Genomic DNA, 20,938 nt, shown 5'->3' on the forward strand with positions numbered 1-20,938 from the left:
TACAACCTAAAAATCCCCATTTCTACTAATAGATTAGGGGATACTTTATCTTCCGTTTATATGTGAATTAATTTTATTTCTTTAAATTAAAACTTCCCATCCTTCTTTAAGCGCTTTTTGATATAAAGAATATAGCACCTTTGCCTGTTTTTCTGATGGTAAGGAAAGTTTGCCATCAATATATCTTTTTAAAATGTCCCTCTGAGTTATGGTTAGCGTTTTATAGATATTATTGCTTGTATAATATCCGAAAAGCTGAACCCAAAGCTCAAAACTAGATTGAATTACAAACGCTTGAATTTCAATACCATTGTCTAATTCTTTTTGTTTTTTTCCAGACTTTTGTTCATATTTCGCTTCTTCGGTAGTAATTACCAATTTCTTAAGCGGTGATAAATCAATTTCCATACCGCGAATATCGTTCCAGCATTGCTCTTTTTTACACCATTGGGCGATATTAGCAGAGCCTGGAGGCGGATTGGTTATTCTATCGTAAACTTTCTTTGTTAAGACTTTCATTAGTTCTACCAATTCAATTGGCAATTTCTGTTCATCCCATACTCTACCAAAATCTAAGAATAGTTTTCTTTTTTGAAGAGATTGAGAAAGTAACGCAATTGAATAAGCCACGGTTTGCGCTCTGAATGCATTTTCATACCAAGAAGCCTTAGAAACAATTTTTTCTGTTGCACGGAATAGAATGACTCTTGACACAGCATCCTTAAAATAATTTTCTGTGATCGCCATCGCATTTTTCTCTAATATATTTGTTACTGAATTAGCAAATTCTTCAAAGCTGTATTGGGCACCCTTAGAAACAATATAAGGTTTTTGGTCCCAAGAATTTTCGCTTTTAGCCAAGAACGTCTTATCTATCAGTTTATCCTTTGGATTTTCAATTTGGAACTGTTTTTTCTTAGCCTGCGTTAAATATGCCTGCTCATTTAAATATTCCCCTCGCACTCTTTCATAAAACCAATGAGTGCGTTTCTGAGAACCCCCACTAGTTGCCACCCAAATACGTTTAGAGTAGTCCTTCATTTCTTTGTGGAATGGACTATTTGAGAAGAAGTCCGATTTGTTCACTTTGTTTTGAGTATTGGCATACTGCGATACACTCGATACAAACTCGCTTTTTTTCTCAATATTATTTACAACAGATAATTTCATTTGCACCGAAACATTTGAGATATCGAGCTTTGAGTTCTTTTTCGCTGCATATATGGCAGAAGTAGTTTGGCCGCCGTTTACGATTTGGAAATCAGTAATTTTGGTGATATATCCATTACTTGTTTCCACATTAGTTGCTGTTGCCGTTATGCCGTTATTATAGGCAAAAAACATATCTGGTTTAAACTGAATGGTATTTTTTATCCCTTTATTTACTCCACCTCTAAACTGCAAAAAGGTACGGACGTTTTGCTCGAGAAGCTTTTGCCCATATTCATCGTAAATTTCAAATAATTGATCCCCGTCCATAATCCCCAAATAGGACTGATATTCATCCGATGTATTATGCACCTCTAGAAAAGGAATTTTCAATTCAATATCATATGAACCAGAGCTGTTTTCAGACTTATAGATACTGTATAAATAGTCTATATCAATAATTTTATGCTCGCATACGATACCTTCAATAAATTCGTTTTGTATATGCGATATGTTTTTTGACATTTTGCCATCAGTTAAGACAACTAAACGAAATTTATCAATTAGGTTGTTATGCACATGCCGGTTAATATTAAATGCTAGAGTATAAGCATCTGAAGTCTCTTCTAAATCATAATGAAGACCATTAATGCTTAATTCAGCAAATTTTTTTAAGCGGTTAAATTTAGTTGTTACCATTTGTTTGGTTAATGTTTCAATAGCGTTATCCTGAAAGAATTGAAAATTAATTAATGTGAATATTTTTCGATCTTCATCAAAATCACATCCATAAACTTCACAGCCAGTTTTAATAAATTCTGCCATTTCGTAATTATTTGTTAAGTCCCCCACTTGCATGAGATCTTCACAGAATAATTCGAAAAAGGATTGAGATTTCATTAATCCACGGCTTTCTGAATCAGAAAGGATAGATTGTATGAAGTCTTGATGGAACTCTTCTAAAGTTATCATTACTTACATCCCCATTTTATTTTAAAATTCTATTTATATTCACCTTAAACTGTGAACAGCCCGATAACTCAATGCTGTATTTTATGCTTGTTATCAATGGTGAAACATGTTCCAAACTAATTTTAGGAAATCCATCTTTCACTTCATAACCGGAAACCTGCTCCAAAACAAACTTTGACAGAGATTCCTGCGGTATTTCTGGAAAGTAACCATACTCTTCAACCTTCTCAATAAATTCACTAAATAGAATTTCATCTTCAATTTTCCCCTTAATCGATTTAACCAAGTCAGCAATGGTTTCCCCGCTGCCTGCTTCATTTAGTGCACATGCAAATAGGTACAATGGATTTTTTTCTGAATTCATTTGTTCTTTAGAAGAAATCCAAACTCTATTTCCAGAAGTCAATCGAAAGGATTTCACCTCAATAGCAAATTTCTCCAAAAGGAAATCTTGTTTATCTCCAAGTGCACCAACCCAGCCGTGTATACTGGCACTATTTCCATATGCAGGAATAATGTAATCTCGCAATAATTTCAATTCACTGAATAAACCCATTTGCTCTTCTTTTGACATTATTTTAAAGGTTGATTTTCGGAGTAACTTCTGCCACCGTTCTAACCGTTTCATGACATTTACTATGATTTCTTCATCATATTCCCTCATTACATTAATTAAATCATTACAAAGGATTAAGAAAATCTCCCAATCTTTTGTTTCTTTAATAGTAATATAAGCTTGTTAGGCGTTGAGGATTGATCAAGCTGAATCTGAATACCATTCAGCTTGATCTCGCGGATTGGTTGCTTAAAATCTTCATCACATTGGATCATCAGACCATATTGATTTAGTGCATCCACTATCCAAAACGCATTATATTCGATCGATTCTTTCACTCTTATGCGATTGAGACGATCTAATTGTATCCAGGGATTATTCATCTTCGTAGACACCGTCTTCACCGTCTTCACCAACTTCATCTTTATACGCCTCTTCAAGCTGCTTTTTATACACACTATTTATTCGAACTTTTACATTGTTAACAAAAAGATCTTTTGAAATTGGGAAGCTGATACTAAACCCAACAGCGTCTATTTTATTATTATTACTATCCCCAAGTTCCAAAGCATGGACGAATAATACGGGTTTCACCAATTTTTCGCGCATATCAGGTGATTTTAATTTTTTGAATTCAGTCGGCATGATAATACTTTCTGGGTTTGCTCGCGATAGCTGTCTATTGGCAACTTCGTAATAACCGTGTTTTTCTTTTACAGAACGGTATTGTCGCTGAACTTGTATGGAATCAGCATTGAATAAAGTATCGCTATTACCATTGTATAAGACAACATCCCAGTCTATATTAACTCTTTCAATATAATCTTTAATAAATTCAATCGGCATTCTCGATTTTAATCCCAAAGGGTCATTTTTATACAATCGGTAATTCTCCACGAATCTTTGAACATTAGTTTTATCAACATCTTTCCAAACATGACTATCGGTTGCTAAATGCTCGTAATCGCCCTTTTGTAAGGCTTGGATCGTTTCTTTTAAAAGTGTTTCATTTGCATCAAGATCTGCTGGTATATTACTGATCCATCTAGTTTCTTTAATCTGACCATCCAAGTTCATCTCTAAATACATATCTTCTGTATATTTTGACTTATTGCGGGCTGTAACCTGAAGCAGGCTATCTGGATGCAATTGTACGGCCAATCCAAAGTCTTCCGGTGTTAAATTTTCTTCTCGCATAACATTTAAACGGCTAACTAATTCATTTGTAGCATCAATAATAAATCCAAATTTCTTATTCATGTCATCTGTTAAATACACTCTGCAAATATCTTCATAACCGATTCGATAACCAAACCATCGGCCCATTTGCATTAATGTATCATAGTAGATAGTTGTTCTTAGGAAATAACTAACGCTTAATCCCTCTAGTGTAAAACCGCGGGATAAACTTAACCCGCCAATTACGATAACATTTGATTGAATATCCTTTCGATACTCTAAAGGAATTTTGGCTTTTTGATGTACGTCTACAACTTGAATAGAATCTATTAATAAGCAGACTTCTTTTAAAATCGTACTAAAATCGAATTCGATATTTTTCAATCTAGCAGAAAATGTATCTTTCATCGCTTTCAAATGTGTAAAATTGGAATGATTCGCCAGGTTTCCATACGCTTTAATTTCGGATTTAAGATCTTCAAAGTAACTTGCTACTAGTTTTTTCACCTTAACATGAACGCCGGTGAATCTAGAAATATGAATTAACATACTATTATGCTTCTTTTGATTCCGTAAATTACGGATTGCAATATTGATAACAAATAAACGAACTGCATCCTTTAAGCTTTCAGGCATCTTTTTTAATTCACCATCATAGTCCTTCTTGTGCTTAATGACAAAAGGGATTTCATTTGGAGGATAGAGAATGTTATCATCTAGCTCATAAACAACTTCATCATTAGGTATTTCGACTACATACTTCTCATTGTCTTTATTAAAAATCTTTTCTGCGCCGAAATAATTTGAAGGTGCTTCTAACGCGTAAATAAAATCGCTTGGGAATAAATCTCTGCCTGCACCTTCATTTTTTGCATTATGATCGATGAAAATGTTAGCATATGGTGTTGCTGTATAGGCTACATAGGCACTCTTTTTGAATTTCTGTAAGAGAAGCCGTATCTTTGCATTGATTACGGTTGGATCTTCTTCTTTTTTTGTATTTATCGATGCATAATCGGATTCATCGTCGATCACTAGCATTGGTTTATCCACCTGATTCTTATAATGGATATCTAACCATTTTAAAAGATGATCTAAAGTTTTCGTATGTTTTTTTATCACGACTAGAATTGGTTGCTGCATATTATCAAAGTTTGTCGTTCCCTGTGCTCTTGCAGTTTCAATTTTGAAATCATTTTTCGCATTGGTTAAACTTGCAGGCATTTTTTCTCTTTTAAATCCAGATAATTGCCCGACTCCGCTGTAATTTGCTCCGACAAACACTTCATCTAGCCGCGCTTGTGTCTGGTCACGTAAGTTATTTTGTCCACCGGCAATAACAACGATAAAACGATAACCGGCATCAGCAGCCTTACAAATTAACGAAGCATAGTTGGAAGTTTTTCCTGATTGGACATGGCCCACAACCATGCCATATCTTGAAAAGGACTCTAAATCAGGGTCTGCTAAGTTATTCATAATAGCATCCGTATCATCATTAATAGTTTCGAGTACTTTTTGCGGTAAATCACGTTTCATGTACGTCATATAATTAGTCAAATAATAATTATCAGATTGGAGCTTTTTTTTACCTGTCCACCAAGTTAAGTCTCTTTCCTTCTGTTCTTCTCCTGTAACTAGAATCCCTGTGGTGATGCGGACATTAAATGATTGTTCCAATTCATTTTGGAGATATTTCCATTCCTCTTCAGTTAATGAGCGTATATTATTGGTATCTGCTATCCCTAAGACGGTCTTTAGGAACTGCGGCGGCGTATTCTCGATTAGTGCTTTCCATTCATTAATGAATGTCATTATGGTGTCTTCTTGCAAACCGCTTTGTTCCTGCAGTGTTCCAGAAATCTTTTCTTTTACATGTTTATACATTGCATGATGGTTAGTCTCAGTGTTGGTTTGCATTTTCAAAATACCCCTCCTTATTTTTGTATACTTCCGTCTTCAGTAATTCCTTTATAAATGCTTCACTTATACCCTTTGAACGCCAATTTTCCACTAGCATTTTTATCTCATCTTCATTAATAAGTGTTTCTTGGTTTACTTTTAACGGATCCGTATTCAGTTGGGCTACAATCGCATCTAGTGGTAGATAGCTTTCTAACCCCATTAGAATGACATTTAATAAATGATGTTGGTCTTCCCTTAGTGTTTCCTCTAAACTTTTGATGATGGGGTGTTCTCGATTGATAGCAAAGTGAATTTGATTATTATCCGCAACCAATTCCCAGAACCGTGTTGTGGTCTTATCTTCAATCTTTTTCCCCCTGCCTGTATACGGTCTTGATCCTTTTACTGTCACTTGCGAGATGATGCGTTTCAAGTCTTGCTTGATTTCACTTACCGGATTTGCAGTCGATTTCTTTATATCAATGCCCCAAGCGGAATCTTGGTTATTCGGAATATCTACTTTAATTCGGACAAGCTTATGCGCATCATTTGCTCTATGCATGCCCCACCATGTGCCGTGAATAAGCAGGCGATTTGCCCGATATAAATAAAACCCCTGTGATTTCGTATATCCATCTTTGGTGGCGAATTTTTCAAATTCCTGCTGGGACAATTTTGAATGGTGTGGCAATATATACGGCTGCACAATTATTTCTGAATCTAAGTACTTTATTTTTTCAGGCGCCAACTGCTGTGTTGCGAGATGTTTCGGGTTAAACGGATTAAATGGTTCTAAATGCAGGCCGTTTACTAAAATTTTCAAGGCTTTTTTTCCAGGAACGATTCCTTCTAAAAAACAATGAAACACTAAAGATAAATGGTTTCTTAAAATATCGACCTTATTAGGAATGTCGGTTTCAACAAACGTATCGATTCCGCGCCATACAACTAATGTCCCGCTTTCTTGATTCATAAACTCGTCAAATAATGGTATATTTTCGTAATCGTCTATGTCGGGCGTAATTAACAACCATTCATTTTCTTTCGAAATATATTCAAGGTCCCATTGTTTAATGGAAACTACACCATTTTTCTTTGATAAAACCGTTAAGTCTGTGCATTGGGAAAAGGATGCGGTTTTCAATCCTAAACCAAACCTTCCCAAATCAATAGCTTCTCTTTCAGCGTCCGGATCATTAGTAGATAAACGCATTGCATCAACAAGCTCGTTATTTGTCATCCCGGTTCCATCATCTAATAAGGTAAACACTGTTTTAGGACTTGGAATACATGCAATTTGTACATTATTCGCTTTTGCTGTAATACAATTATCCAGCACATCCGCAACAGCTACTTCAAAGGTATACCCTATATCTCTCAAAGACTTAATAAAATTTGAAACAATAGGTTGAACTACTTCTGTAATCAATTCTTCACCATCCTACCTACATATGAAATATATCCTCTTACTAATTTGCTAGTAACAACTTATCCTGAAAGCGCTTTATACCAATGGACTAATAATTACTATATAATTTTCATATAACTTTAACTTATTAAAGTTGCTTATAACATGTGACCTTGAACAAAATCACTTTTACTATAAAAAAACCTTACAGTTTCAGATGAAATATAACCTCATCTATTCTATATTCTCCATAATTTTAACATATTTATAGGATAATAGTTTTAATTACTCCCAGATTTCCCCTAACAATTTTTGTAGTAAAATGTAAGAATATTTAAGTGAATTATACATTAAAAGGGAGCCAATAAATGGCTCCCTTCAATTTACATTAATTACATTCTTGGGCTTGATAATATCTTTAATTTTTTCATTTAATTCTATTCCAAGTGATTCTAGTAAGCTTTCAGCAACAAACCTGGCCATTAACGGAGGTACTGCATTCCCAACTTGCTGATACTGGGAATCTTTTGATCCAAAAAATCTATATGAATCCGGGAATGATTGTAATCTTGCTGCCTCTCTAATACTAATTGCTCTATCTATTTTAGGATGAATCCACATTGACTTTCTTACATTAACAACCGTATCAGAAGCTTGATTATAGTCCAACCTCTTATAAATTGTATTTTGTGTCCTACTGTGATCGCTATAAGTCGACTTTAATTTATCATCTAAATCGTGGAAATTTTGACCTGCCTTTAATGATTCGAAACGTTTTAAAGCGACTTCTCTTGAGTCTGTCCTTACATGATTAAATAGAGGTTCTTCCGGTTGATCATTCAGATACTTATTTAGGAGATTATCGTTTATTACACCTGCTTCTCCTCTATTAATTTCATCATCTTTAACATTTATTTTGGGAGGAAATTTTTCAAGATCCTTAATAGCATCCTTTATTTTATAAAAGTTTCTTTTATTATGAAATATCGGTTCTGGTAGTTTAAGTTGGATTCCGTTTAAAGCATTCTCATGAACTCCAAATAATATGAGCCTCTTTCTCTCCTGCGGAACCCCAAATTGCGCTGCATTAAAGATATGATTGCCGGCATTAATAACATACTTTAAATCCAAAAGCCTTGCCTTTATATACTCAAATACATTGTATGATTTAATATGAATTTCAGAGTTGTCACTGATAAGCTCATTTCCATAAAGTTTTATATTATGGTGAATTATTTCAGAAAATTTATTTATTAATCTTTGAGCTTCAATAATTTGTTCAAGTAAATTAGAAAATTCAATAATAGAAAAAGTATCATTTTCTAGGATTCTATTAAAGTTTCCCCCCAAAGTACTCCAAGCTTCTTTATACTTAATATCCCAGTATTCTTCATGAACTTCATTCCATTTATCATTTACAATCCTCAAAAAATATTTGTAATTATTTTCCTTATTAACAAAATCAATAAAGCTATTCTCTGACTGTTTCTGTGCATACCTCAACAATAGATTTAATTTTGAAAATATATCCTTATTTATTATATAAGGGGATAAATCAATTTCGTTATTATAAGCATTAATTAAAAATGATTTTAGACTATCGGGATTAACTGTGAGAGTCCCTATTTTAATAATTTCATCTTGTTCTTCTAATTTTAATTTAGCTATCTTCTCTTCGTCATCTTTACGAATAAAAAATTTATGTTTCTCTGATTCTAATGTCTTAACATTTTCCATAACAAACGCTATTGGCTTAATTTCCTCTATAGCCCTTAAATATTCTTTCACAAGCTGGTTATTTGAAGAAATAAGAGTGTTCTTCTGTCTATTTGCATTTGAAAATCCCTGGCATGGCGGCCCGCCAATAATAACTTTAATTTCTTTAAATTCCTCTTTTATGTTACCCTTTTCATCTTTATACCTTAATTTTGTAATGTCTCTATGGAAGTTTTTCTCTTCAATAAAAGGATGGTTTTCTAAATAAGTTTTCCTAGCATTTTCATTAATTTCAACAGCAACTTTTACTTCAAATTTCCCCGTCTGCTCAAATCCATTGCTGAGACCACCGGCACCTGCAAAAAGATCCATTACTTGTAGTTTTTTATCTTCCATTAGCCTCACTCCTACAAGAAGAATTCTTCTTGATATTTTTATAAATACCTTTCAGGAATCAGAAAGGATTCTTCAATTCCTATTTTAATACAAACATATGTTCTAATCAATTGTTAAGATAATAACTTATCAATTATATCATCAAAAATTCATAGACGTAATAATAGATTTCCAGCTTAAAATTGGTAACAATCTCCTTTACCCTCTAGTAATCTTAAGCTCCGAAAAATTATTAATAATTTGGTAAAAGCAAAACACCCTTCGTCTTAATGAACAAGACAAAGGGTGAAAGGTTTTTAGATAAGATTACTCAATTCCTTCGAACAACTTTCCTTAAACTGTACCCAGCAAGCCTCTTGTTTTGCCCACTGAGTAACGTTCCGATCCCCGGCTGAATCTTTGAGGAAAGCTAGAGCCTTGTCCGCCATTATCCGGATTACATCATCCCATTTATCGGATAGAGACTGTGCATTCCAAACCTCTACCAGGTCTATCTTGTCACAGTACAAATGGTTAAGCATTGCGACAGTATAATAAAGGACATTAGCCTTATAACCCCGCAGCTTCATCTCTTCCACAATTTCTTGAACACGTTTATTAATAATGCCTCTGCCTATTAACTTTTGGTAAACAGATAATGTCATTTTGGATTGGGAGCTTCCTTCAGTTTTCCAGAAACTCTTGTTTAAATCCATAAACTTATTAAATGCTTCCTCCCCGCCCTTACTTGAAGTATGAGGATAGCCTTCCCATGACATAAAGTACTTGGCTATATCTACCTTGGTCAGCACTTTATCTTTAGGATACTGCTTTTTAAATTCTGTTTGTTCCTTTCCACGTTTCCTGCGATTAATATCTACCATGTACTGGCCTCTTGCCCGCTCAAAATACCATTTGCTCTCAGGCTTACGTCCATCAAATACAGGAATCCAAATATTTCGGGAAAACTTCTCCAAGTCGGACATAAACCTTGTATTCGCAAGAAGGTCAGATTTATTAATTTTATTTTGAGTATTCGCATACTGAGAAATCCGTGAGACCATTTCATCTTCTAGCAAATGCCGGTCCTGCGTAGTAAACTCATTCACTAGTAGAATCGTTAACTTTGCTTGGACAAAGACATCCTTCAGATTAATGCCATCTTTGTAAGCCTGATGAATTGAGGCAGTTGTTTGCCCTCCATTTACAATCTGCCAGCCTCTTAATCCTTTGATTTTAAATAAATTTTCTCCAGTATCAATTTTCTCAATTTCGGCAGAACGAGCTACGGTTGAAATACCGTTATTATAAGCAACGAACATTTTTCGCTGAAAAGGGTCCTTTAAAGTATCGCGAATTCCTTTATTGGTTCCTCCTCTTGCTTGAAGGAAGGATCTTACGTTTCTTTCCACTAGTTTCTGGCCCCATTCGTCATAAGCTTTTGCCAAAAGCTCAGCTGAAATGTAGCCAACATAACAATCAAAGTTTTTCACACCGCTGACTGGGTCTGGTACAAGTACCATTGTTAATGGTTCCCCATAATCCCGCTCAAAATCAATATAATCTGTTTCGATGCCCTGCTCTGCGGTGATCAGCTGCTGAACCCGGTCAATATCCCAGACTTGGACATTTACAGTCTCAATCCCCGGAATGGAAATTTCAACAGGTTTATTTGAGGTATAGTATAAATTTGTGACCACAAAGATATTTATTTCATTAATAGTATCAAAATTATCCGATATTAACTTAGCTAGATCATAAGACTGCAATGATTGATCAATGGTCTCCATCAGGGATTGTGCATTTGTAATAAACCTTTTTGTCTTGTTTGCAATTTCCGATATTGTCGTCATACTGATTTTGAGCAAATCATCCTCGTTTTGCTCAAAATTATAATCAACAACATATAAATCTAACGTATTGTTCTCATCATCATATGCATAAGCATTAACTGCAATATTTTTCGATGTATCTAAATACGGAGGAAACAAAATTTCGGGTTCATCCGGGCGGTCCATAAAGGTCAGCATCTTATCAAGAAATGGAATTTGATAACTTCCTGCCTTTATTGCCTTTTCTTCCAATTCCTCCATAAAATCTATAAGAAATTCTTTTCTCTGTCTTAATTCAATCATTTTTCCCCATCCACTCTAAAGTATTGAAATATTGTCTCCTTATCCCTTTCAAATTCCGAACAATGAGTTAAGTCTATATTATATGTTACATGAGAAATTCCTCTTGGAAGATCCTTTTTAAGCAGCCTTGGAAACCCTTCCTCCGCCTCGTAAACCTCAATATCTTCGACAAAGTAAAGGGGTTCGGCATATTCCTCTTCCCTAAATCCCAAATCCATTAAGAAGTCGTTATAGATAAGGGCAATTCTTTCTGAACGCTCCGCAATTTTCTTTTTGACTTGGACTGCTAAATCCTGAAGAGACATTCCGTGAGTTTTGCTTTGCTCTAAGAAACATACATACAGATAGATTACAGGGAAGGCTTCACTCAGTTTTAATTGGTCCTCATTCGAGATTTTAATTGATTTTGATAATTTCTCTGAGACAGTCTTTATTTCCAATCCGAATTTATTACTTTTAAAATCGATTCTTCCTTTTGTCGGCCCATACCACTGCTCAATGATAAGAGGTGGCTGCCCGGGGAACTTATCCAGCCATTCATTAATAAACCATAGTTCCCCGAATAAACCTCTTTGCTGCTCATCTGAAAGCTTTCTAAAGCCGCCTCTTTGAAAAAATGTTCTCCATCTATCCAAGACAGTATATATATTGGAAAAAAGAGAATCCTCTTTATTGTTCATTAAATAATCCACTAAGTTTTGAAGAACCGAATCAAAAATCTCAGTGTTCTGTTCATCTTCCTGCCGTATGATTAGTACATGCCGATTTTTCAAAGAAAAGATCTTCTCAAAATACTCCATTTTTATCGATAAACCGCGCCATTTTGGAAGGGCATTTAGTTGTTCATCCTCCCAGGGGGATTGTCCTAAATCAATATACAGCATTCTGTTTAGAGTACCTGCATCAATCCCTGCAAAAACAAATGGAGCTTCATCGGTTAGTACATTTAATTTATAATATTCATCATTTGATTGGTCGCTAAGTTCCCCAATCATCTGATTAAATTCCGTTTTAACGTCTACCATAGCCATTCTCCTTTTAATAAGTTATTCGACAGTCTTATTTACTTGGTAAACATCAGTTTCGTCTAAATCGGAATAAGGGAAAGAAATGGCTATACCGATTGGTACAAGTCTTTCTGAAAATAGGACATTCAAGTTCTTAAAAACAGGGACATTTGGATTCAATGGATAGATTAGCAGCATGCCATTTTCTTTTGGCCGCAATTTACGTTTATCTTTCTTATCCTTTTTATACTTAATTTTGTCTGGGTCAATATCAATAAACTCCTGGTTGGGAGCTACGATGGCCTTTATATCGACATCCTGTTCCTTATGACCTGGGGGGTCCATCTCAATTCCCCGTCCGACTGCGGATTCTAATAATAAGCCTCCCAAATTTACTGGGTATGGACCCGCACCTTTCGGATCCCCTTCAACAACAGCAACAGTCCAATTTGTTAATTCCCCTTTATCATTGGCAAATTGAATATAATTTTTCATCAAACCTGAATCGGCCTTATTCCCTCTAGTCACATAATTGCCTAGATACTCTTTAACAATGTCAGCCTTAACATTCGAAGCTACATAATAACCGGTTTTTCCTTTGCCGATGTTGGTTTTTACAAAATCAAGATTGTTAACCAGCTTTTCTGTAGCTTCCATATTAGTTTTATAAAACTGCTCGCTGTGTCCGAATATCCTAGTCTGCTGCAAGGTCCCTTCATAAATAATAGTTGATGAAATTGCATTCTTCATTTTTAGCGGGCTTGTTAATGTCATGGTTGGATGACTTAACATTTTAACTGCGTACTCCATAGGCGTTTTGCCCATTTGTGCAAGCCGGTCGAATTCCTCTCTCAGCTCGACCATAGCAATAGCCAAATGCTCAAAGTTCGAAGCTATTTCTTCTGAAGTATAAATTCTGCATAAATCCATATAGCCTTTTCTATATCCAAACCAGCGGCCCATCTGCATAAGAGTGTCATACATGAGAGTATTTCTGAAGTAATAAGTGATACTCAACCCTTCAAGTGTCAGCCCGCGGGATAATTTATCACCGCCGACCGCAATGACATTCAGGCCATCCTCTTTATATTGATGGTAATCCAAGGCATCCTTGCTGTTCCCGTTAATTTCAAAAACCTGTATAATGCCAGCTGCTACTTTAAGTTCCTCATAAACCTCTTCCCAGCTGTATATTTTAATATCTTCCGGCCAATTATTAGTCGTAGGCATGAAATCTTGTTCGTAAAGAGCTTTTATTTCTTCAAGAACGTTACTCTTTGGATTATATTGAATTTGATGCGAGATTGCCTCAAAAGTCCTTGTTACTTCATCCTTTACATTGGACTGTACATCTTTAAATCGTGAAGTGTGTATGAGCATAGAATTATGGTTTTTTCTCTGGCCCCTAAGATTCCTAATGGCTATGGTAAGCAAAAATGCTAATATGGCCTCACGCATTTGAGGAGGAACCTCTTCAAATTTATCCGCATCTGTTTTTTTCTTAATTGTAGTAAATATATCAATATCTTCTTGTCTTAGATGGCGGATTAAACTTGGCCTCTTATCTTCCGGGTCTTCATAGACGTTAAAAAACTCCTCTGGACCACAATAATCCTTTGGTTTTGGGAGCCCCACCAAGAAGTCTTTCGGATAAAGGTCCAGTCCCTCTTCAGCTGTTCTAGCTTCAGTATTTATTAGGAGATTGGCGAACGGGGTTGCAGTATAACCCGCATAAGCTTTTCGCTTGAAAACCTCTAGTATTTGTCTTATAAGACTGTTGATTGTTTTAGGATCCTCATTCTTGACTGGGTCTGAAGTGTCAACTGAGGCTTGGTCAGCTTCATCATCCACGATTAAAACAGGGATATCCAAATTATATAAATCACGATGGTATATCAGCTGATCGCGTAAAGATTCTAAAACAGTTTTATTTTTCTTTACCACCATTAAAGTAGGGGAATTTAAATTACTGGTACCCCCATGCTGCGAACTAATATCATTTTCTACTGTAGTCCAAGAAGAGATAATATGATCTGGAGTATTTGGATAAACACGGGCAACCCCTAGCGGCTTGCCTTCCTTATCCAACATGTTTCCAATAACCTCTTGATTTAATCTGATCTGTGTCTGGGCTCTTAAGTCATTGTGAATGCCAGATAGTACAATCACTAATTTATACCCGACATCGTATGCTTTATTAATTAATCCTGTAAAGTTGGCGGTTTTACCGGACTGAACAAACCCCAGGACTAATCCGCGCTTGTCAAATGGCTCCATAGACTTAGGATTGCCAAGGGATTTCATGATTTCATTTGTTGTATAATCAATAGTTTCAACTGATTCCATTGGCCATCCCTTAATTTGGGTTAAAAATTGGCGGTATCTTGTCCAATAAAAGCCGTTAGATATCATTTGAGGGGTAAACCAACTTTTACCTTTATTTTCTACCATAATAGGGGGCTTAGGAATATCCACACCTATTTTATATTTTTTGTACATTTGTAAAGACCAAATTGCCAATGTTTCTTCGTCGATGTCACTGATACTTTGAACAGTCATCTTTGCCATATTAAAAGCTTTGTCAGCTGCTTCTTGAGAACTAAAAAATGATTTAAACGAGTAGTAATTAGTAGAAAATGTTTGCTCGAAAAGGATTTTCTTATCAAGTTCAATCAAGTAAACCCGCCTCCATTACAATATTCTTAAGGGTTGCTCTATTAATGCCGTCAAATGCAGGCTGTGTAATCAACATATTCAAAAGCTGTTCCTCATCACCGGCAACATTTATTTTTAATAAAGTCGAGGCAAACTGGATGACAAGCTCTTTTTGAGCGTCAGATACCTCTTGAATAATCTCTTCAGGTACTTTTGGTGAATCTATAATGTTGCTCGGTGAACCTAATTGGACAAACTTAAGATATAAATTAAGGAGCTTTGCCGTTTCATCATCCACTTTTTTAAATAGCTCAGCAAGTATTGGATGATTTCGATTTAAGATAAATTGCGGTCCATCCTCTCTTCCAGACTGTTCCCACGTGTTCAAACTGCCTTTAAATGTTTGTCCTGGCCTTGTGCTTTGCGTACGGAAATAGAATATCTCCTTTGATACCTTCCGAGCAATTGCTGAGATAGCCTCAAGTCGTCTTTTCGCCTCTTCAGGAAGGTTAATCCCTGACTTTTTTATATCTACCTGCCAATCAGAATCAGCTGCATTCGGCAAATCAATTCGTACCCTTGCAAGCTGTGCAGAGGCATCCTTAGGGAATAGTCCCATCCAATCACCAAAATACAATAGGCGGTTCTCCCGGTAGATGTAAAATCCTTGATGATCTCTCCAGCCCTTATAACCGCCTGCCTTTTTATACTCAGGTTCAGCTAAATGGGAAGCATGGGGCAGAATAAAATATTGAACTTTTATTCTGTTTTCGTTAATTCTCAGAACCTGCATTTCGCCCTCAATTGTATGCTCATGGTACCTCATAAAAGGGTCCCATGGGATTATTTCTTTTCCATTAATAAACATTTGAACATTGCTTTTTTCTAAAATGGAATGAAAAACAAATTCTAAATGCTTATTTATCCGTGAAACCTTATTAAAAAAGCTTGTTTCCTTTAGTGTACGCTTTCCTCCGAATCCCATAAAACGATCCAATTTGTCAATGCAGACAATCGTGCCGCTATTCCCCTCAATTGTTCCCATTTTCTGCTTAACCTCTTCGGGAATAGAAGTAAATAGCTGCCATTCGTTACATTCCGAAACATGATCTAAATCCCAGCATCGTCCATGATAAACTCCTTCAAATTTTGTTAGAACGCTCAACCTTTTACCCAGCGAGAAGGACGCTGTTTTTAATCCCATTCCGAATCTTCCTAACTCATTAGCCCCTCTTTTAGCACGGGGATCCTTTGACCCAATGTTCATGGCTGTTTGCAGCATCTCATCGTTCATGCCGGTTCCGTTGTCGGTAATGGTTATCATGCCGTCTGATTCATTGTAGTCAAAGTTTATATTGATCACAGATGCCTTTGCATCCAGACTGTTATCAACTAGGTCTGCTACGGCAGTGCTTGGGTTGTAGCCGATAGATCTTAGTGCATATATTACTGGTGCCGCTGATGGTTCTGTTTTTATTACATCCATTATTAATACTCCATTCCTTACAATCGTCCTATATTAATTATAACAAATTACGAAATATGAGGAAGAAATGGATATCTATTACCAAACTTTTTTAGATTGATATGGGTTAAAGGAGTAAATAATTATTTGAGAATCACTTTCCGTTGTTTCTTAGCCACCAATATGGATTTTACTAAAGTTTCTAGATTCTATTAAACGAATGCCTATTCACCCTATTGTGCATACTTGTACATGAAATCTTATGTGGAGATGTAAATTGAGATGTAACAATATTTTATCCTATATTATTTTTGGTATAATATTTGATAGATGAGAGAATTAATTTAAGGAGGGGTGAAAATGGCTTATACCGTTGATTTTAAGAATGTATCCACGGTTGGTTTAGAGTCTTCACCTGTAGCCGAAGCGCTTGCTGGTTTACGTGCTAATGAAGCCCGATACTTTATGAACAAGTACAAACATGAATTTACGGTCGTACCAGCTAGTGAAAGCCAGGAGACCCTAGATTATGTGAAACAAATTTTGAAAGAAGAACGTGATATTGAGTTTGCTGCCAAACCTTTAGAAACGTCGCGTTTTCGAGTGGAAAATATCAATTGGACCTACGTCTTTTATGAGGATGGACTTGAGGTCAACGTCCTGTATACGGTTGATGGCCCTAAGCCGAAGCGAGCTGTTGGCTTTAAGCTTTCTGAGGGGATGGAGGTACCAAAGGAGCTAGAAGGGAAGTTTAAGTTTGCTAGGCAAAAGTCCAAACTAGCTGGAACTATCCGGGGCTCGTTTTTTGTTATTAAAGGAGAGTATTAGGTAATACGGTACTTCTACCTATTTGAGCAGAATGACGATTTACCTCGCTAACGAATATTTATATGTCCCATATGAAAGAAGAGAATGTGTACCATGAATTATTGGTAACACATTCTTTTTTTCATTAAAAACTGCCTCTATTTATGGATACAGTTCACTATTTGAGCTTTCATACCCCTAGCGAGTCTTCTAGAAAAGTTGTTAAATATTCGACATTGGTTATTTTTTTATTACATTCGCTGCTGTCGGCGCAAATAAGATTGCCGATGGCTTTGTAATAATCCGGATTTTTGGGCTTTTTCGCTTTTGTTACGGTGGAGAAATAGGAAACCTCTCCAAAACAATTACAGAAGGAACAAAGATTTTTTTTACTAGTCGGTGTAAATTCACATTCAATACCGACCAGTTTTCCTTCAAGCTCATAAACGATAAATTTTTTATTCGATCTTAGGTCGTTCCAGCTTAAATAGGTTAACTGGCTGCAATCTATATTTGCTAAATCAGGCAGCTTTAGTTTTTTTTGTTTAGGAAACATCTTTTTGAGTTGCTGCTCAGTGATTTGGGGAAAAGGCAGCAAAAAGTCCGAAAGACGCCGGATATATTGATCATATTCCTTATCTGTTTTAAGTATGGAAAGATCCAGCATTTCTTGTTGTTCCAATGCTGCATTTGGAAAGAGGTCCAAGATTTTGGCCTGGGCTAAGTCAATCACTGCTGTTAAAACATGTGGGGGCACATTCTTTTTTTGGCTGTCCTTAATTAAAGCTATTTGTTTTTTTATAAAATTAAGCTGTTCATTTTTTATGAATTTTTCAGTCATCATCTCTATCTCCAATCATGTTGCTGCCTGCTCTTTACACTTATTTTAATAAAGACGGCAAGCTTCTAAAATGGATAAAATGAGTTAGAAACGTTTTTTACATAAAAAAGCACTGATGATGGATTTCACCAGTGCTTTTCCCCTACTTTTTATGTGAATAGACTATCTTCTTAATCGTTTCAGTTGAAAGGTAATATTCTTCAGCCAGTTGATGGATACTGCTCCCACTGATAAAGGAATTTCTAATGGCGGCATTACGGCGGTCAAGCAGCTGTCTTCCTCCACTTGAAGTTCCCCATTTCCGACGCTCTTTTTCCGGCTTAGGAATATATAAGGTTTCTCCCTGGATATACTTTTGGATTTCCACGATCAGGTTTTCAGGTAAAATTTCATTTGCATTAATATACTTCAACTTTGCCAGCTCCTTATTTAATTTTGAAAAAAATAAGGTGCAAAGCCAAAATATTAGAAAAGCTTATTCAGCGACAAAATTATAGGTTTCGCCCCATGCAAAGTATCGCCTTTCCAATAATAGGCTTTGCATGAGTTGAAGAAGTACCAGACAATCGATTGTGATTCTCCATCTGTAAGCACCCGCTCTCCCTTTTTTACTTAAATCTGCTCAAAGTTGCAGTTTTAACTATATTCAGGGTTAGATCTTCACGACCTTGTTTTCATTCATCTGTGTGGTAGATTGTTGAATTAGCTTTGATTGTCGAAACCGCCACAACACAGTATACATGGGTTCTTTCAAATCCATATAGCCCGAGCCAGGCAACGATTTATTTCCTTTTTTCGCTATATTAACAGAACTGTTGATATCGCGGTTTATCGTGTTTCCACATTGCTTGCATGTAAAAATTCGGATATCTGGTTTTTTCTTTTCTAAATGGCCGCAAATACAACAAGCCTTTGTTGTATTTATTTCCTCTACTTCTTGATAGTACTTCCCTGATTTCTGTTGTACCTCTAAGGTGTGCCTTAACTTTCCCACCGGTGTCTGATTCAACATGGAACGGTGCATCGTTTGATAGATAGACAAATCTGGAGTCGGCACATAATCGCCAATGATCACTTCATCATACCGCTTCGCAGTCCAATGGGCGATGGCATATAACACTTGCTTAATCTGTTCTCGCCTTTTGTGATATGCCCTTTCCAGTGCCTTATTATAGCGGTCCCATTTTCGGCTAGGCTTCCAATACGCTGAATGGTCTGTTTTCATGTATCGTGATTTCTTTTCACAACGATCCCGTTTCGATTTTAGATGATCAATGACTAGATCCCAAAACCTTAATTGAGACAGATTCCTAAATTCAAAGGTTCGCCCATCTTGGTCAATACCCATCATTAAGTTTTTATGATTAGGATCAAAGGCAATCCATGTCTTTTGTTGTTTCTTAGGAGCTACAAATAGTCGTTCCAATGTGAAAACTGCGTAATACTGTTGATGGTCTTTGGTAATCCGTAATGTTTTCACTTTTTCATTGTTTAACTGAAATGGCTCCTTCATTTTAACTTCGTGCTTGATCTGTCTATTATCTTCATTTTTACCGAACGACACTCGAAGGGTAATGGAATCAATCAGTTTAAACCCTTTATTCGGTTCGTCATAATAAAGAGAAAACCACTTCTTTTTCCAGGAACGAAATTTCGGAAAACCTCGATGGTGGTTAAAAAAACCATTATAGGCGTCTTTTAATCGAAGAGCTGTATTTTTTAAGGGGGATGAATGAACAGTCTTTAAGAAGGGATGATCCTCTTTGATAATGGGAACTTGATCTCGCAGATTCCTGCCCTTTATCAATTGTTTTTGATTACCAGACTGGTAGTCTTTTTGACATAGATCAAGGAGATGATTGTATAACCAATTGCATTTTTTGCTTTGACCATCGAACGCCCATTTTTGTTCCTCTGTCAGATGAAGAGTGATTTTGCGATTGTAAATCATTCGGTTCACCTTCTTTGAAAATAGGATTCTTGTATCATTTCTCTGTAAGCAGCCCTTTGATTTCCTTTTCAATATTCTTTGGTCGATGACATCGACTTCCATAAAGCCGACTGCTGAATGCTGTTATAATTGATAAAATATCCTCCACTAACTCTTGTTCATAGGTTTTGTCTTCCGTATAATTAATAATTTCAATCTTTACATTATGGAAATGACATATTTGTTCTAATAACTCATATCCAAAACGAAGGAGGCGATCTTTGTAGTTGATGACTATACGTTCAACTTGATTGGTTTGAATTAACTGAATGAGTTCACATACCCTTTTTTCTTATAGTTAAGACCGCTGCCTAGATCTTCAATGATTCGAAAGGAATATCCCTTTGCGATACAATACTGGCTCACATTTCCCACTTGTCGTTTCAAATCTTCCTTTTGATCGGAAGCTGAAACACGACAATAGCCAATAGTCATTTTTTGATCCATTGATAAATCAGGTTTTACTTGGTATAAATCCTCGATTCGGTTCTTCTATGTCCGCCTTTTGTTTTATAAGATTTGATTCTTTCTTCCTTTTCCCATCTCCGTAAGGTAGATTGTGCGACACCCAGTATTTCAGAAGCTTCTTTTATAGTATACATATAAACCCTCCTATTACATATTATACCATAATAGATAGTTTTAGTAGTTGCATTTAAATAGTTTTGAATAAACTTAATTAAACTGTTAAATTGCCCCTTTATATAATTTTATTATAATGGAAATTCTGTTTGTTTGAATCGCTTTTGCCTTTTCTTGTAGGGTTCGACAAAATGCA

Annotated in this window: 13 protein-coding genes and 2 pseudogenes; 1 reads left to right on the top strand and 14 read right to left on the bottom strand. The window is 35.8% G+C overall.

All coding sequences use genetic code 11. The features are described 5' to 3' along the window. Positions 1–81: 81 nt before the first annotated feature. The 9 genes and pseudogenes from GXK58_RS20985 to GXK58_RS21025 all read right to left on the bottom strand — a co-directional run bounded on the left by GXK58_RS20985 (position 82) and on the right by GXK58_RS21025 (position 16,543). Positions 82–2,121, bottom strand: a complete 2,040-nt coding sequence (locus GXK58_RS20985; protein WP_160725134.1) for an AIPR family protein — start codon at positions 2,119–2,121, stop codon at positions 82–84. A gap of 16 nt (positions 2,122–2,137) precedes the next feature. Beyond that, positions 2,138–3,099: pseudogene (locus tag GXK58_RS20990) on the bottom strand (PD-(D/E)XK motif protein). After that, positions 3,053–5,776, bottom strand: a complete 2,724-nt coding sequence (locus GXK58_RS20995) for a Z1 domain-containing protein (protein ID WP_160725200.1) — start codon at positions 5,774–5,776, stop codon at positions 3,053–3,055. The pseudogene GXK58_RS20990 and the gene GXK58_RS20995 overlap by 47 nt, the downstream one beginning before the upstream one ends. Beyond that, positions 5,760–7,190, bottom strand: a complete 1,431-nt coding sequence (locus GXK58_RS21000) for an ATP-binding protein (protein ID WP_160725135.1) — start codon at positions 7,188–7,190, stop codon at positions 5,760–5,762. Before GXK58_RS21000 ends, GXK58_RS20995 begins: the two co-directional genes overlap by 17 nt. Positions 7,191–7,547: 357 nt before the next feature. Beyond that, a complete protein-coding gene (locus GXK58_RS21005; RefSeq protein WP_160725136.1) occupies positions 7,548–9,281 on the bottom strand; it encodes a DNA cytosine methyltransferase in 1,734 nt (577 codons plus the stop codon). 296 nt (positions 9,282–9,577) lie between these two features. Beyond that, positions 9,578–11,395, bottom strand: coding sequence for an AIPR family protein (locus GXK58_RS21010; RefSeq protein WP_160725137.1), 1,818 nt, complete (start codon positions 11,393–11,395; stop codon positions 9,578–9,580). Then, entirely contained in the window at positions 11,392–12,420 is a 1,029-nt protein-coding gene (locus GXK58_RS21015) for a PD-(D/E)XK motif protein (protein ID WP_160725138.1), read from the bottom strand. Before GXK58_RS21015 ends, GXK58_RS21010 begins: the two co-directional genes overlap by 4 nt. Positions 12,421–12,441: 21 nt before the next feature. Further along, positions 12,442–15,078, bottom strand: coding sequence for a Z1 domain-containing protein (locus tag GXK58_RS21020; protein ID WP_160725139.1), 2,637 nt, complete (start codon positions 15,076–15,078; stop codon positions 12,442–12,444). Then, positions 15,071–16,543 (bottom strand): ATP-binding protein, encoded by a 1,473-nt coding sequence (locus GXK58_RS21025; protein ID WP_160725140.1) that lies wholly within the window; start codon positions 16,541–16,543, stop codon positions 15,071–15,073. Before GXK58_RS21025 ends, GXK58_RS21020 begins: the two co-directional genes overlap by 8 nt. Positions 16,544–16,882: 339 nt before the next feature. Here GXK58_RS21025 and GXK58_RS21030 point away from each other — a divergent pair, with 339 nt between their 5' ends. Continuing rightward, on the top strand, positions 16,883–17,350 hold the full coding sequence (locus GXK58_RS21030; RefSeq protein ID WP_160725141.1) for a phage tail protein: 468 nt from the start codon (positions 16,883–16,885) through the stop codon (positions 17,348–17,350). Positions 17,351–17,519: 169 nt separating this feature from the next. Here GXK58_RS21030 and GXK58_RS21035 read toward each other — a convergent pair whose 3' ends face one another. The 5 genes and pseudogenes from GXK58_RS21035 to GXK58_RS27110 all read right to left on the bottom strand — a co-directional run bounded on the left by GXK58_RS21035 (position 17,520) and on the right by GXK58_RS27110 (position 20,762). Further along, the gene (locus GXK58_RS21035) at positions 17,520–18,170 is read right to left on the bottom strand and encodes a FusB/FusC family EF-G-binding protein (RefSeq protein ID WP_160725201.1); all 651 of its coding nucleotides are present in this window, start codon (positions 18,168–18,170) and stop codon (positions 17,520–17,522) included. A gap of 142 nt (positions 18,171–18,312) precedes the next feature. Next, on the bottom strand, positions 18,313–18,636 hold the full coding sequence (locus GXK58_RS21040; RefSeq protein WP_337248206.1) for a CD3324 family protein: 324 nt from the start codon (positions 18,634–18,636) through the stop codon (positions 18,313–18,315). Positions 18,637–18,822: 186 nt separating this feature from the next. Then, positions 18,823–20,223 (bottom strand): RNA-guided endonuclease InsQ/TnpB family protein, encoded by a 1,401-nt coding sequence (locus tag GXK58_RS21045; protein ID WP_202171419.1) that lies wholly within the window; start codon positions 20,221–20,223, stop codon positions 18,823–18,825. Beyond that, positions 20,156–20,607 (bottom strand): annotated as a pseudogene (locus GXK58_RS27770) (IS607 family transposase). Before GXK58_RS27770 ends, GXK58_RS21045 begins: the two are co-directional and overlap by 68 nt. A gap of 14 nt (positions 20,608–20,621) precedes the next feature. Continuing rightward, positions 20,622–20,762 (bottom strand): MerR family DNA-binding transcriptional regulator, encoded by a 141-nt coding sequence (locus tag GXK58_RS27110; RefSeq protein ID WP_202171421.1) that lies wholly within the window; start codon positions 20,760–20,762, stop codon positions 20,622–20,624. Positions 20,763–20,938 lie beyond the last annotated feature (176 nt).

Source organism: Bacillus sp. USDA818B3_A (assembly GCF_009928415.1).
Taxonomy (GTDB): domain Bacteria; phylum Bacillota; class Bacilli; order Bacillales; family Cytobacillaceae; genus Neobacillus.